Annotated in this window: 13 protein-coding genes; 5 read left to right on the top strand and 8 right to left on the bottom strand. The window is 71.8% G+C overall.

Translation table 11 applies throughout. The features are described from left to right. Positions 1 to 106 precede the first annotated feature (106 nt). The 6 genes from mnhG to ACFVV1_RS09435 are packed head-to-tail and all read right to left on the bottom strand — an operon-like array spanning position 107 to position 6,671. Positions 107 to 460 (bottom strand): monovalent cation/H(+) antiporter subunit G, encoded by a 354-nt coding sequence (gene mnhG / locus ACFVV1_RS09460; RefSeq protein ID WP_389986959.1) that lies wholly within the window; start codon positions 458 to 460, stop codon positions 107 to 109. Continuing rightward, positions 457 to 834 (bottom strand): monovalent cation/H+ antiporter complex subunit F, encoded by a 378-nt coding sequence (locus tag ACFVV1_RS09455; RefSeq protein WP_389986956.1) that lies wholly within the window; start codon positions 832 to 834, stop codon positions 457 to 459. Before ACFVV1_RS09455 ends, mnhG begins: the two co-directional genes overlap by 4 nt. Beyond that, a complete protein-coding gene (locus tag ACFVV1_RS09450) occupies positions 831 to 1,454 on the bottom strand; it encodes a Na+/H+ antiporter subunit E (protein ID WP_389986951.1) in 624 nt (207 codons plus the stop codon). The genes ACFVV1_RS09455 and ACFVV1_RS09450 overlap by 4 nt, the downstream gene beginning before the upstream one ends. Further along, entirely contained in the window at positions 1,451 to 3,106 is a 1,656-nt protein-coding gene (locus ACFVV1_RS09445; RefSeq protein ID WP_389986948.1) for a Na+/H+ antiporter subunit D, read from the bottom strand. Before ACFVV1_RS09445 ends, ACFVV1_RS09450 begins: the two co-directional genes overlap by 4 nt. Continuing rightward, positions 3,103 to 3,747 carry a Na(+)/H(+) antiporter subunit C gene (locus ACFVV1_RS09440; protein ID WP_389986946.1) on the bottom strand — a complete coding sequence of 215 codons (645 nt, stop codon included), beginning with the start codon at positions 3,745 to 3,747 and terminating at the stop codon, positions 3,103 to 3,105. The genes ACFVV1_RS09445 and ACFVV1_RS09440 overlap by 4 nt, the downstream gene beginning before the upstream one ends. Further along, entirely contained in the window at positions 3,744 to 6,671 is a 2,928-nt protein-coding gene (locus ACFVV1_RS09435) for a Na+/H+ antiporter subunit A (protein WP_389986943.1), read from the bottom strand. The genes ACFVV1_RS09440 and ACFVV1_RS09435 overlap by 4 nt, the downstream gene beginning before the upstream one ends. Positions 6,672 to 7,132: 461 nt before the next feature. Here ACFVV1_RS09435 and ACFVV1_RS09430 point away from each other — a divergent pair, with 461 nt between their 5' ends. Genes ACFVV1_RS09430 through ACFVV1_RS09410 form a run of 5 tightly spaced genes read left to right on the top strand, consistent with a single transcriptional unit; the run spans position 7,133 to position 12,596 of the window. Further along, complete coding sequence (locus ACFVV1_RS09430; RefSeq protein ID WP_389986940.1) at positions 7,133 to 9,991, top strand: nitrate- and nitrite sensing domain-containing protein; 2,859 nt, start codon at positions 7,133 to 7,135, stop codon at positions 9,989 to 9,991. Further along, positions 9,988 to 10,425 carry a roadblock/LC7 domain-containing protein gene (locus ACFVV1_RS09425; protein ID WP_389986937.1) on the top strand — a complete coding sequence of 146 codons (438 nt, stop codon included), beginning with the start codon at positions 9,988 to 9,990 and terminating at the stop codon, positions 10,423 to 10,425. The genes ACFVV1_RS09430 and ACFVV1_RS09425 overlap by 4 nt, the downstream gene beginning before the upstream one ends. Then, the gene (locus ACFVV1_RS09420; RefSeq protein WP_389986935.1) at positions 10,422 to 10,826 is read left to right on the top strand and encodes a DUF742 domain-containing protein; all 405 of its coding nucleotides are present in this window, start codon (positions 10,422 to 10,424) and stop codon (positions 10,824 to 10,826) included. The genes ACFVV1_RS09425 and ACFVV1_RS09420 overlap by 4 nt, the downstream gene beginning before the upstream one ends. A 6-nt stretch (positions 10,827 to 10,832) precedes the next feature. Next, entirely contained in the window at positions 10,833 to 11,402 is a 570-nt protein-coding gene (locus tag ACFVV1_RS09415) for an ATP/GTP-binding protein (RefSeq protein WP_389986932.1), read from the top strand. Between the two features lie 60 nt (positions 11,403 to 11,462). Continuing rightward, the gene (locus ACFVV1_RS09410) at positions 11,463 to 12,596 is read left to right on the top strand and encodes an FAD-dependent monooxygenase (RefSeq protein ID WP_389986929.1); all 1,134 of its coding nucleotides are present in this window, start codon (positions 11,463 to 11,465) and stop codon (positions 12,594 to 12,596) included. Between the two features lie 63 nt (positions 12,597 to 12,659). On the opposite strand, the gene ACFVV1_RS09405 is transcribed toward ACFVV1_RS09410, so the two are convergent. Both ACFVV1_RS09405 and ACFVV1_RS09400 read right to left on the bottom strand, forming a co-directional pair. Next, positions 12,660 to 13,061, bottom strand: a complete 402-nt coding sequence (locus ACFVV1_RS09405; RefSeq protein WP_389986927.1) for a RidA family protein — start codon at positions 13,059 to 13,061, stop codon at positions 12,660 to 12,662. After that, positions 13,058 to 14,185 carry an acyl-CoA dehydrogenase family protein gene (locus ACFVV1_RS09400; protein WP_389986924.1) on the bottom strand — a complete coding sequence of 376 codons (1,128 nt, stop codon included), beginning with the start codon at positions 14,183 to 14,185 and terminating at the stop codon, positions 13,058 to 13,060. The genes ACFVV1_RS09405 and ACFVV1_RS09400 overlap by 4 nt, the downstream gene beginning before the upstream one ends. Positions 14,186 to 14,269: the final 84 nt, after the last annotated feature.

Genomic DNA, 14,269 nt, shown 5'->3' with positions numbered 1-14,269 from the left:
CCAGGACGCCGGACCGCCCCGATGTCACCCGTACGGACCGCGCCCGCTCGCCGTACCTGCCGGCCGCCGGACTTTCGTCCCGCGCGCAGATCCTCGCGGGAGAGTGTCAGTTCTCCTCGGTCAACTGCTCGTCCAGTTCGTCGAAGAGCAGCTCGCTGTGGTCGATCTGCCCGGTCCGGTAGGCGGATCGCGCCACCAGGTGGGCGGCGACCGGACCGGTCATCAGCTGGAAGAAGCCGATCAGCGCGAGGGTGGCGAGGTCCATGCCGCTGCGCAGCCGCAGAGCCACCCCGGCGAGGACCAGGAGCATGCCGAGGGTCTGCGGTTTCGTGGCGGCGTGGCTGCGGGACAGCACGTCCGGCAGCCGCAGCATTCCGATCACGCCGAGCAGACAGATCGCCGCACCGATGAACACCAGCACCGCACCGGCCGTGTCGAGGATCTGGAGCCAGACGTTCACCGCGCTTCCCCCTCGGTCCCGCCCGTGCCGTCGCGTCCGTCGCGTCCGTCGCGTCCGTCGCCGCCGGTTCCGCCCGCCTCCTGCCGCAGCGCCGGCCGGTCGCGCGCGGCGATGAAGCGGGCGATGCCGACCGACCCCGTGAACCCGAGGAAGGCCAGCACCAGCATGATCGGGAAATAGAACGGGTCGCGCGCGAAGGCGGACTTGGCGCCGAGGCCCGCGATGATGAGGGCGGCGCACACGTCCAATGAGATGGCCCGGTCCAGCATGGAGGGGCCTCGCCAGATCCGGGTGAGGAGCCCCGCACCGGCGATGACGATCACGACGACGGCCGCGGTGAGCAGCACCCGGTCGACGTTCTCCGGCGCGCTCATGCGCCGTCCCCCCTGTCGCGCCCGGTCGGTGGCGGCGGTTCGGCGACGCGGGCGATCTCGTCGGACGTGCCGAAGGCCCGTACGGTCAGCTCCTCGATCCGCCAGACGGAGCGCCGCGCCGCGTCGAGTACGGCGGGTCTGTCCGCGTCGAGGACATGCAGGAAGACGGTGGCCGTGGCGCGGCGTACCTCGACGATCGATCCGCCGGGCACGTTCGACACGGCGACGGCGGTGGCCGCGAGCATCAGGTCGGAGCGGCAGCGCAACGGTACGGCGATGACGGCGGCCCGGTGCGGGTGGTCGACGAAGATCTGCCGGGTGACCCGTACGCCCGAGGTGTACATGTCGTAGAGCAGATAGCCGGCGAGCATGAGGATGCCCCAGGGGTGCAGGCGGAGTCCGAGGTCGACCCGGGGCAGCGGGAAGGCCAGGCAGACGGCGACCGCGACGACCGCGCCGATCAGTACGTTGGCCCAGTTCAGGCCGGACCAGAGCAGCACCCAGATGAGGGTGAGCCAGGCGATCAGCGGGAGGTCGAGCACGCGTCCCCGCCCGCCGAACTCGCAGCTGAAGGGCGGCAGGTCCTTGTTCCGGAAGGACAGCTTGACGATGCGTTTCACCGGCCGAGCACCGCCTCCACGTAGGGGGTACGTGCGATGAGTTCGGCGGCCGCACGGTCGGTGTAGGAGGTCAGCGGTCCGGCGCACACGGTGAAGGCGAGCCCGAGGGCGACGGCTGCCGCGGTGGCCGCGGTCATCGGCAGCGGCAGTTTCGTCGTGGTGGTGACGGCGTGTCCGTGCAGGGTGGCCGCGACCGCGAACCCGGCGGGCTGGTGGCGGGGGCGGACCGGTTCGTCGCCGCTGCCGGGGATGTGGTCGGGGCCCTCGTCGACGTCGTTGTCGTCCTCGTCGGAGTCGGACTCCAGGACGGTGCCGGCCGCGGCCTGCCCCGGGGGCGCGGCCCGCCAGAACGCCAGGTTCCAGACCTTGGCCATCACGTACAGCGTGAAGAGGCTGGTCACCGCCGATCCGGTGACGAGGAGCCATGCCCAGACGCTGCCGTCGGCGACGCCGGCCCGCATCAGTCCGAGCTTGCCGATGAAGCCGGACAGCGGCGGGATGCCGGCCAGGTTCAAGGCGGGGACGAAGAACAGGACGGCCAGCAGCGGGGATGCCTTGGCCAGTCCGCCGATCCGGGTGAGTTCGTTGGTGCCGCCCCGGCGTTCGATGAGTCCCGCCACCAGGAAGAGCGTGGTCTGGACGGTGATGTGGTGGGCGACGTAGACGATCGCGCCGCCGTACGCGTCCCGGGTGGCGAGGCCGATACCGAAGACCATGTAGCCGATGTGGCTGATGAGCGTGAAGGAGAGCAGCCGCTTCAGGTCGGTCTGGGCGACGGCTCCCAGGATGCCGACGACCATCGAGGCGAGTGCGGCGGCCATCAGCAGGTCGCCGAGCCGGTTGCCGGGGAAGAGCAGGGTCTCCGTGCGCAGCATGCTGTACACACCGACCTTGGTGAGCAGACCGGCGAAGACCGCGGTGACGGGGGCGGGCGCGGTCGGATAGGAGTCGGGGAGCCAGGCGGCGAGCGGGAAGACGGCGGCCTTGATGGCGAAGACAATGAGCAGCATCGCCTGGATCAGGGTCTGCACCCCGAGCGGGAGCGCGGCGAGCCGGCCGGCCAGTTGCGCGAAGTTGGCGGTGCCGGTCGCCGCGTAGGTCATGGCGATGGCGGTGAGGAACAGCATCGACGAGAACAGCGAGATGATCACGTACGTGGAGCCCGCACGGATGCGGGGTCCGGTGCCGCCGAGGGTGAGCAGGACGAAGCTGGCGACGAGCATGATCTCGAAGCCGACATAGAGGTTGACGAGGTCACCGGCGAGGAAGGTGCAGGAGACCCCGGCGACCAGGATCAGATACGCGGGGTGGAAGACCGCGACGGGTGTTTCCTCGTCCCGGTCGGCCATGCCCTGGCCCAGGGAGTAGACCAGCACGCAGAGCGTGATGGCGGAGGAGACGGTCAGCATCAGTCCGGACAGCCGGTCGGCGACCAGGGTGATGCCGAGCGGCGGCGCGAAGTCGCCGAGGTGGACGGAGAGCGGGCCGCGGGTGTCGGCGACGATCATCAGCGTGAGGGAGAGCCCGAGCACGGCGGTGAGCACGGCGACGCTGACGAGGCGCTGGATCTGCTTGAGCCGGGTGCCGACGGCGAGGCTCAGGCCGGTGGCGCAGAGCGGCAGCAGCACCGGCAGGGGGACGAGTGCGTTCATCCGGTGTCTCCCGGGTCGGCGTGGGGGTGGGGCCGTTTCTGGGCGTCGTCTTCGGGGGCGGTGTCGGGGCGGGGCCGTTTCCGGGCGTAGTCCTCGGGGTCCGCGCCCAGTACGTCGTGCCAGAGGTCTCCGGTGGCGTACCGGCCTCGGGCCTGGAGGGCGCGATCGGCCCGCAGCCTGGCCCGCAGGCGGCGGCGTTCCTCGCGGTACCGGGCGCGTTCCTCTTCCGTGACGTCCGGGGCGGCCCGGTACCGTTCGCGCAGTTCGTCCCGCTCCCCCAGCACCTCGGCGCGCAGTGCGATGCGCCGGTCCTCGTCGTCGTCGTGGACCTCGTCGGTGCCGGTCAACTGGTGGCCGCGGTAGGCCATGGCGAGGAGGAACGCCGTGGTGGCGAGGGTGATGACGATCGCGGTGAGCGCGATGGCCTGCGGCAGGGGGTCGGTGACCTCCCGCAGCGGGACGCCGTAGAGGAGGGGCTCCCGGCCGGCCGATCCGGTCGCGGCGAGGATGAGCAGATTGATGCCGTTGCCCGCGATCACCGCGCCGAGCAGGATGCGGGTGAGGGGCCGGGTGAGCATGAGGATGCCGCCGACCGCGCACAGCACCGCGGCGGTGGCCAGGAGCGAGAAGCTCACCGTCATCCGGTGGGGCCTCCCGTTCCGGGTGCGGCTCCCGGTGGGGTGCCGGTGCGCGCGGCGGCGGCCCTTTCGAACGCCGCGCGCTCGATCTGCCGGTCGATCTTGGCGCCGAGCGCGCGCACGATGTCCAGCACCACGCCCAGGACCAGCAGATAGACCCCGAAGTCGAAGAGGACCGGGGTGCCCACGTGGTATGCGCCGATCAGGGGCAGCCGGCCATGATGGGTCCAGGCGTGCAGGACCGTTCCCTCGGCGAGGCCGAGCAGGGCGACGCTCGTGGAGATGAACAGCCCCAGGCCGGTGAAGAGTCCGGGCTGCAGCGGCGCGGCTTCGGCGAGTTCGAAGCGGCCGCCCGCCAGGTAGCGGGTGATCAGGGCGAGCCCGCCGACGAGCCCGCCGACGAAGCCGCCGCCCGGCATGTTCTCGGCGCAGAACAGCAGGTACAGCGACAGCACCAGGACCGGGTGGAACAGCAGCCGGGCCACGACCTCGAAGACGATCGAGCGGTGCTCGGGGGCGAGCGTGGACCCGGCCGCGAGCCAGCCGCGCTCCGGTGCCCCTTCGTCGCCGTGCGGAAGTCCCGTCATCTCGGGGGCCGTCAATGACCAGGCGGTGCGTCCCCGCGTCTCTTCCCGCAGCGACGGGTCCTCGGCGCGGCGGTGCAGATAGATCAGGCTCGTCACGCCGATCGCCGCCGCGGCGAGCACGGCGGACTCCCCCATGGTGTCCCAGGCGCGCAGGTCGACCAGGATGGTGGCCACGACGTCCTTGAGCCCGTGATGGGCGGTCTCCTCCACCATGGCCGCGCCCGCCGGTTTCGCCGTACGCGCGGCCGCCGCGACCCACACCACCACGCCGAGCGTCGCCGCCGCGGCCAGCGCGACCGGAATGCGTACGGCACGCCGCCAGGTGCTGACCGACTCCTGGAAGTGCACCGGCATCCGTCGCAGCACCAGCACGAACACGATCACCGACACGGTCTCGACGCAGAACTGGGTGAGCGCCAGGTCCGGGCCGCCCTGGACGACGAAGAGCAGCGCGGCGCCGTATCCGGTCAGCCCGGCCAGGACCACGGCCTTCATCCGCCGGCTGACGGTGAGACAGAGCAGGGCGGCCGCGCAGGTCAGCACGGCGATGGCGCCCTGCAGCGGGAAGTCCCAGATCTTCGGGGCGGGCGCCCCGTGCCAGGGCCGGTCCACGCCGAGGACGGTGAGCTGGCCGGCCAGCATCACGAGCAGGGTGGTGGCGAGGTACATGGAGAGCGAGCCGCGCTGGACGAAGCCGGTGAGCTGGAGGGAGAGCCGTTCCAGGCCGAGCAGCAGATGTCCGAAGACGCTGTCGGCGGTGGGCCAGGCGATCCGCCGGGAGAGCCGGGTGACGGTGGTGCGGGCGGCGAAGAGCACCACGCCGCCCGCCATGGCGGCGGCCGAGAGCAGCAGGGCGGTCCCGAATCCGTGCCAGAGCGCGAGATGGTAGGGATGCGCGGACGGGGGGAACGCGTCCGCGTACGCGCCGAGCAGCCGGTCGGTCCAGCCGACGCCGGGTCCGAGTACCAGTCCGCAGACCGCGAGCACGGCGGGCGGCGCGAGGAACCACGGACCGACCCGGTGGACCGGGGTGTCCTCGGCCCCGGGCTTACGGGCGAAGGCGCCCCAGACGAACCGCACGGTGTACGCGACGGTCAGCGCCGAGCCCGCCACCGTGATGCCCAGTGCCCAGCGGTCGGCGGTGTCACCGTGCAGCAGCGCCTCGAACGCGGCCTCCTTCGCGGCGAAGCCGAGCAGCGGGGGCAGGGCCGCCATGGACGCGGCGGCGAGCACCGCAACCGTGCAGACATGCGGCAGCGCCCGCCCGACCCCGGAGAGTTTGCGCAGATCACGGGTGCCGGCCGCGTGGTCGACGATGCCGGTGACGAGGAACAGCGGCGCCTTGAACAGGGCGTGGCCCAGGATCATGACGGCGGCGGCCAGCGCCGTGTCCCGGTTGCCGACCCCGGCGAGCAGGGTGAGGAAGCCGAGTTGGCTGACCGTGCCGTAGGCGAGGACGAGCTTCAGGTCGTTCAGCCGCAGCGCCCGCCAGCCGCCGAGCAGCATGGTCGCGGCCCCGAGGACGATCACGACGGGCCGCCAGACCGGCACGTCGGCGAAGCCGGGGGCGAGCCGGGCGACCAGGTAGACACCGGCCTTCACCATCGCGGCGGCGTGCAGATAGGCGCTGACGGGGGTGGGTGCGGCCATGGCGTTCGGCAGCCAGAGGCTGAACGGCCAGATCGCCGACTTCGACAGGGCCCCGCACAGGATCAGCACCACGGCGACCGAGACGGCGAGGCTCGCCGGGGGCGGGTCGGCGAGGATGGCGGAGATCCGGTACGTGCCCGCCGACTGACCGATCATCAGGAAGCCGACGAACATCGCGAGGCCGCCGAGTGTGGTCACGGTGAGCGCCTGGAGCGCCGAGCGGCGGCTGTGCTTCTGCTCGCTGTCGTACCCGATCAGCAGGTACGAGAAGACCGTGGTCAGCTCCCAGAACACATAGAGCGAGATCAGGTCGTCGGCGAGGACCAGGGCGAGCATGGCGCCCGCGAACGCGAGGAGGTTCCCGGCGAAGCCGGCCAGTTGCGGGGTTCCGTCGGTGAAGTACGAGGCGCAGTAGAGCAGGACGAGCGTGCCGATTCCGGCCGCGAGCAGCACCATGAGCTCGGCGAGCGCGTCGAGCCTCAGATCGACGGTGACGCCGTACGCCGGCATCCACCGCCACGACCAGGTGACCGAGCCGCCGGAGGCGGCGGTGTTCCACTGCGTGGCCGCCCACACGGTGGCGGCGGCCGGTGGCAGCGCGAGCACGATGAAGGCGCGCGTGCCCAGCGCTCGTACCAGCGGTCGCGCGCAGGCGGCCAGGACGAAGTGGCAGACGATGAGCGCGGTCATACGGCCCCGAGGGGCGTCCCGCGCCCGCGGGGGGCGGGGGTCCGGGGCCCGGGTGAGGCATTACAGGCAAAGGGCACTAAATACAGATATATCCCCGATCGCGCTTCACCCGTACGGCGCGCCGCGCCCCGCCCGGCGCGCTGCGTTCACTCGCGCTCGCCGCAGACCCGCGCCCCGTTCACCCATGCCCGCCGCAGACCCCTCCGTGATCGCAGTACGGCGTGTTCCCGGTGCGTCCGCAGCCGCACGGCATCACCCGGCCCGCTACTCGAACCGGCCCGGACCGGCCCCCGACCGCCTGGACCTTCCCGGCCCATCCCTGATCAGCCCGGACCGGCCTGAACCAGGCACTCCGGATCGCCGTGGCGGAGTTGTGTGCGATCAGTGATGCACCTGTGAGCCCACTTTCTTTTCATTTTTGCAGTGTGACTAATATCGATGTGTCGAAGTTCTCAACGGATTTGACCAGTCGTGAGGCTGGCATCATCGTCAAGGAGCACGCCCTGCGCACGCGCGCCTCACGGCGGACCGAATCGACCACCATGTCGTTGCGGACAGCCCTGCTCGTACTGGCCATCGTCCCCGGCGTCGCTCTGGCCGCCCTCTGGGCCGTCACCAGTGGCCAGACCCTGCTGGACTTCCAACGCCAGGCGGCCCAGGGACAGTTGGCCCAGAAGGCGGGCCAGCCGTCCAACATCGTCTATTACAACCTGCAGGAGGAGCGCCGGCTCAGCGCCGAGGCGCTCGCCCGGCACAAGGGCTCGACCGATGCGCTGCAGCGGCAGCGCAAGAAGACCGACGAAGCGATCAAAAGCTTTCAGTCGCTCTCCGACGTGGCGCCCGACGACGCCCCCGCCGAGGTCCGTGACGCGGTCCGCAAGGCCCGCGAGGCGATCAATCAACTGCCCGCCCAGCGCACCCTCGTGGACGAGGGCGGCAACGATCAGCAGAAGGTCGTGTACGGCTACTACACGGACCTGATCGCGGTCGACCTCGAACTCTTCACCGCGCTCAGCCATGTCGACAACGGCCGGATCACCACGCTCTCGCAGCCGCTCGTCGACCTGTTCTGGACCAAGGAGATGATCTCCCGTTCGGATGCCCTGCTGGCGCGCGGCTGGTCCGAGGGGAAGCTGAGCAGCGAGGACCTGCGACAGGTCCGCGAGGCGGTGTCCGGCCAGTCGCTCCAGTACTCCACCAAGGTCGTCCCCTATCTGCCGTCCGACGAGAAGGCCATGTGGGAGGAGATCACCCGCAGTCCGGCCTGGCAGACCAAGACGCGGGTGGAGAACGAGGTGCTGCGGCCGGCCGATGCCGACGCCGCCGGCTTCGTCGAGGTCGGCGCCGCGGAGAAGACCTGGCGCGGCGCGATGGACGAGCTCTCTCCACAGATCGAGAAGCTGCTGGAGCACCGCACCGCCCTCGTGGTCGAGGAGGGCAAGGGCAGTGTGATGTCACTGCTGTTCAAGATGGTGCTGACCACGGTGGTCGGTCTGGTGGCCGTGATCGCGGTCATCTGGACCACCTGGCGCCTCACCCGTAACCTCCGCCGCCGGATCGGCGGGCTGCAGGAGCGGGCCGAGGAGTTGGAGAAGGCCCTGCCCGATGTCGTCGAGCGGCTGGGCAAGGGCGAGCGCATCGATGTCGAGGCCGAGGCCCGCGCCATCGAGCGCGGCAACAAGGGCGACAAGGGCGACGAGCTGACCCGGCTCGGCGACGCACTCAACCTGGCGCGCACCAGTGCGCTGGCGGCCGCCGTCAAACAGGCCGATCAGCACCGCGGTTTCGAGCGGCTGCTCCAGCGCATCGCGCGCCGTACCCAGCAGTTGATCGGCCAGCAGCTGAAGAAGCTGGACGAGCTGGAGCGCAAGCACGAGGACCCCGAGGTGCTGGACGGCCTCTTCGACCTCGACCACCTCACCGCCCGGCTGCGGCGGTACGAGGAGAACCTGGTGATTCTCGCGGGCGGCTCCCCGCACCGGCGCTGGCGCAAGCCGGTTCCGCTGCTGGACGTGATGCGTTCCGCCCAGGGCGAGGTGCAGGACTACCGGCGTGTGGTGCTGGACCTGGACGGCAGCCCCTGGCTGTCGGAGCGGGCCGTCGGCCCGGTCTCGCACGTGCTGGCCGAGCTCATCGAGAACGCGCTCAGCTTCTCCCGGCCGCCCTCCCCGGTCGAGGTCAGGGCCGCCAAGGTGAGCCGCGGTCTGGCCATCGAGGTCGAGGACCGGGGCCTGGGGATGGAGGAGGACCAGCTGGCCGCCGCCAACGAGCTGATGGTCCGGCCGCCCCGGATGGACGTGCTCGCCCACTCCGACGACATCCGGCTCGGTCTGTACGTGATCGCACGGCTCGCGGACCAGCACGGCCTGCGGGTGGAGTTCCGTTCCTCGGCGTACGGCGGTACGCGGGTGGTCGTGCTCGTCCCCGACGAGCTCACCGTCTCCGAGCCGCGGTCCGGCCCGGTCGGCGTGCCCTCCCCCGCCGCCGCGCCTGCTGCGGCCCAAGCGGTGGCCCCTGCGCCGGGTGACGCGCCGCCGTCCCGCGTCCAGGGTCAGGCACTGGCCGGAGTCACCGCGCTGAACACGGCGGGCGCGCCCTACGCCACCCCGGAGCAGCCGTACACGGCACCCGAGAACCCGGTCCCGGCGCAGGACGAGCCGTACGGGGCGCCCACCGACCCGTACAACGCACCGGCCGCACCGCCCGCGCCTACCGCGCCCACCGCGCCCTACACGGCGCACGAGACCCCGTACGAGACCCCGTACGACGCGGCCGAACAGCCGTACATGACGGCGGCCGGCCAGTACCCCGTGGACCAGCCGCCGTACCCGATGCCGGAGGAGCCGTACCGGGCTCCGCAGCAGCCGTACGCCGCTCCGTACCCCTCGGGCGTCGGGGCGGACCGTTCCGGCCTCCCGATCCCCGGGCCCCGGCAGGCCGGGCCGGACGTCGCCCGCCCCGCGCAGCTGCCGGTGTCCGTGCCCGACCACCCGGCGCCGCCGGAGCCGGACGCCCTCCGCCCGGAGAGCGGGTCCGACCGGCCCGCCCTTCCCGCGCCCGGTGCGGAGCCCCCGCTGCCGCGCCGGGTACGACAGGCCAGCCTGGCGGACGAGCTGCGGATCGACCCGGCCGCCCGGTCCGCCGCGCCCACGCCGCCGAACCCGTACGAGAACCCGCAGCTGCGACCGGCCCCGCGCCGGGCCGGAGCCGCGATCGGAGCGTTCCAGCGCCGCTCCCGCGCGGCCCGCGCGACCGACGGGACGACGACGCAGCCCGCTCCACCCGCCACCCCCCTCCCCACGAGAGAAGAACGGTCATGACACGCACAACCGCCACTCACCAGGATCTCGACTGGCTGCTCGACGGCCTGGTGGACTCGGTGGCCGAGACCCGGAACGCCGTGCTGCTCTCCGACGACGGACTGGTGGTGAGCCACTCGCGCACCATCGACCGTGCCGACGCCGAGCGGCTGGCCGCCATCTGCACCGGTCAGCAGAGCCTGGCCCGCGGCGTCGGGCAGCTCTTCGACGGCGGCGGCGTCCACCAGGTGATCGTCGAACTCGCCGACCTCTGGCTCTTCATCATCTCGGCCGCCCAGGGCACCCACCTGGCCGTGATCGCCTCCCAGGAGGTGGACGCCGAGATCATGTCGCTCGCCATGCACAACCTCGTACAGCAGGTCGGCCAGAAGCTCGGCACCCCGGCCCGCGGTGAGTTCGACGCCTTCGGTTCCGGGGACGGGCAACGCGCGTGACCCCGTACTGGGAGGAGGAGGCCGAGGAGGACGGGGCGGGCTCGATGGTGCGCCCGTACACCATCACCCGGGGCCGGACCGCTCCCGGGCGGGACGACTTCACCCTCATCACCGTGCTGACGACCGCGCAGGACCCGCGGGACGAGCACGGTGCGCCGATCCAGTCGGGAAGGCTCCAGCCGGAGCACCGGCTGATCCTTGCGCGCTGCCGCCGGCCGTCCGCGGTCGCCGAGGTCGCGTCCGGCCTCGGCCTCCCGGTGTCGGTGACCAAGATCCTGCTGGCCGACCTCGTCGCCCAGGGCCTCCTGCTGGCCCGTGCCCCGCTCTCGGTGGCGCGGGCGGCCGGCGGGGCCCGGATGGGCCTGCTGGCCGCCGTTCGTGACGGACTCCGGAGAATCTGAACCAACATGACAAGCAGTCAGGCGGCCCCCGCCGCCGTCAAGATCCTGATCGCCGGCGGTTTCGGCGTCGGCAAGACCACCCTGGTGGGAGCGGTCAGCGAAGTCACCCCACTGCGCACCGAGGAGTACCTGACCAAGGCCAGCATCGGTGTCGACGACCTGGCCGGGGTCGGCGGGAAGGACACGACCACCGTGGCCCTGGACTTCGGGCGGATCACGGTCAGTGATGAGCTGGTGGTCTACCTCTTCGGCACCCCCGGCCAGGAACGCTTCTGGTTCATGTGGAACGACCTGGTCAACGGGGCGCTCGGCGGTGTCGTGATCGCCGACACCCGCAGGCTGGAGACCAGTTTCGCATCGATCGACTTCTACGAGAGCCGGGACATCCCGTTCGTGGTCGCGATCAACTGCTTCCACGGGCACAACACCCGTACGCCGGACGAGATCAGAGCCGCTCTCGACCTCGATCCGCATGTCCCGATGCTGATCGGCGACGTGCGCGAGCGGCCGTTCGGCCGGGACGTGCTGCTGGCTCTGGTGGACCACCTGATGAGCCTGCCCGTCGCGGCCGGCTGACCGTGCGCTCCCCTCACTCCCCGTACCTTCTGCACCTTTCTCGCTCTGGAGAGATCTGAGATGGCATCACCCCTGCGCGTCCTGGTTCACGGCGGCGGCATCGGCGGCCTCACCCTCGCCACCGCACTGGCCCGGCGCGGCCACACCGTCGAGGTCGCCGAGCTCCGCGACGAGCTGGAAGCGCTCGGCGTCGGCATCATCCAGCCGTCCAACGCCCTCCACGTCATGCGGGAGATCGGGGTGCTCGACGACTGCCTCAAGGCGGGCTTCGAGTGGGAGATCCTGACCATCGCCGACCCGGCCGGCCACACACTCGCCGAGATTCCGCAGCCGAGGATGGGCGACGTCCCCTCGAACAACGGCATCCCGCGCCCCGCCCTCGCTCAGGTGCTGAACGCCGCCGCGGTGGCCGCCGGGGCCACGATCCGCTTCGGCACCACCATCACGGAACTGGCCGACGACGGCTCCGGCGTGGACGTCACCCTCTCCGACGGCGCCACCGGGCGCTGGGACCTGGTGGTCGGCTTCGACGGCATCGGTTCGCCGCTGCGCACCCGGCTGTACGGGGAGCGTTACGTCCCCGAGTACACCGGGTTCGCCAACTGGCGGGTGACGGTGGACCGCCAGCCCCGGGTGCGGGGTGTGGTGATGGGCACCGCGGGCCGGGCCGCGAAGGCGCTGCTCACCCCGATCACCGAGGAACTGATGTACCTGGGTGCGGTGTTCGCCGAGTCGGAGGACTTCCGGCCGGACCCGGAGCGGGCCCACGAGCAGCTCACGGAGCGGCTGGCGATGTTCTCCGGTCCGGTCGCCGAGGCGCTCGCCACCGTCACCGACCCGGCCGCGGTGGTGTACTCGCGGATCTCCCAGGTGACGGTCGAGGAGCCGTGGCACGTCGGCCGGGTGGTGCTGGCCGGTGACGCGGCGCACGCCTCCACCCCGCACATCGCGCAGGGTGCGGCGATGGCCGTCGAGGACGCGCTGGTGCTCGCCGAGTCGCTGGACGCCGAGGCCGAGGTGGCAGCGGCCCTCGAAGCGTGGGAGGCGCGCCGCCGCCCCCGGGCCATGTGGGTGCAGGCCATGTCGCGTGCGGTGCTCAAGCAGGAGACGGGCAGCGAGACCACGCCCGAGGAGGACGAGCTGCTGAAGATCGGCATTCCGGGCGCGGCGCATGTGCTGGTGAAGCCGTACTGATCCGCGCCGATCCGCGCGTTGCCGGGCGGGCCGGGCACCGTGTGCCCGGCCCGCCCGGCACGTTCACGGCAGCACCGCCACCCCGTCGATCTCGACCAGTGCCTGCTCGTCCCAGAGCCTCGCCACGCCGATGACCGCCATGGCCGGATAGTCGCGGCCCGCCAACTGCCTCCAGATCCGGCCCAGTTCCACAGCATGGGTGCGGTAGTCGGCCACATCGGTGGCGTACACGGTGACCCGGGCCAGGTCCGCCGGGGCGCCGCCCGCCGCGCGCAGCGCGGTGAGCAGGTTGGTGAGCGCCGTCGCGAACTGCTCGGGCAGGGCCGCGCCGACGACCTTGCCGTCCTGGTCGAGTGCGGTCTGCCCGGCCAGGAAGACCAGTTGGCCGCCGGTGGCGGTGACGGCGTGCGAGAAGCCGGTGGGCGGCGACAGCTCGGCGGGGTTGATCCGGTGGAGCGGACTCATGCGGAGGCCTCCCGGTTCGCGTACAGCTCCTTGGCGATGATCGTGCGCTGGACCTCGCTGGCGCCCTCGTAGATCCGTGGGGCGCGGACCTCTCTGTACAGGTGTTCGAGGAGGTGGCCGCGGCGCAGGGCGCGGGCGCCGTGCAGTTGGACGGCGGTGTCGACGACGTACTGGGCGGTCTCGGTGGCGTACAGCTTCGCCATGGCCGCGCGGCGCGGTACGCCGGGCTCGCCCGCGTCGTACGCGGAGGCGGCCGCGTACACCAGCAGCCGGGCGGCTTCGGTACGGGTGGCCATCTCGGCGACCTGGTGGGAGACGGCCTGAAGGTCCTTCAGCGGGCCGCCGAAGGCGGTGCGTCCGGCGGTGTGCGTCACCGTGGCGTCGAGGGCGGCGCGGGCCATGCCGACGGCGAACGCGCCGACGCTGGGGCGGAACAGGTTGAGGGTGTCCATGGCGACCCGGAAGCCGCGGTCGGGTTCGCCGAGCACATCGTCGGCGGTGACCGGGACGCCGTCGAAGACCAGGGCCCCGATGGGGTGCGGCGAGAGCATGTCGAGGGCGGTGCCGGTCAGCCCGGGGCGGTCGGCGGGGACCAGGAACGCGGTGACGCCACGGGATCCGGCGCCCTGGGTCGTACGGGCGAAGACGGTGTAGAAGTCGGCCTCGGGTGCGTTGGAGATCCAGCACTTCTCGCCGGTCAGGCGCCAGCCGTCGGGGGCGCGTTCGGCGTTCAGGGCGAGGGCCGCCGCGTCGGAGCCCGCGCCCGGTTCACTGAGTGCGAAGGCGGCGACGGCGCGGCCGGCGCGCACTTCGGGGAGCCAGCGCTCGCGGAGGGCCGGGGTTCCCGCCCGGACCACGGGGTGGGTGCCGAGGCCCTGGAGGGCCAGTGCGGTCTCGGCCTCCGTGCAGCCGCGGGCCAGGGACTCGCGGAGCAGGCAGAGGTCGAGGGCGCCGGAGTTCAGCAGCCGGTCGAGGAGGCCCGACTCGCCGAGTGCGGTGATCAGGGGGCGGTTGACGTGGCCCGGGTCGCCCTTTTCGGCGAGGGGGCGCAGTTGCTGCTCGGCAAGGACTCTCAGCTCCTCGCACCAGGCGGTTTGTGCCGGATCGAGCGAGAATGCCGTCATACCGGCGCCTCTCTTGTCGGTGTCCGAGGCGCCCGGCGGGCGCATCTCGTTTTCCTCTTCTTATCGCGGACCGTTGACTACCGT

The sequence above is a fragment of the Streptomyces sp. NPDC058092 genome, from assembly GCF_042884935.1.
GTDB lineage: Bacteria > Actinomycetota > Actinomycetes > Streptomycetales > Streptomycetaceae > Streptomyces.
The sequence above is the reverse complement of the archived record's forward strand: the minus strand, read 5'-3'. Positions and strand labels throughout refer to the sequence as shown.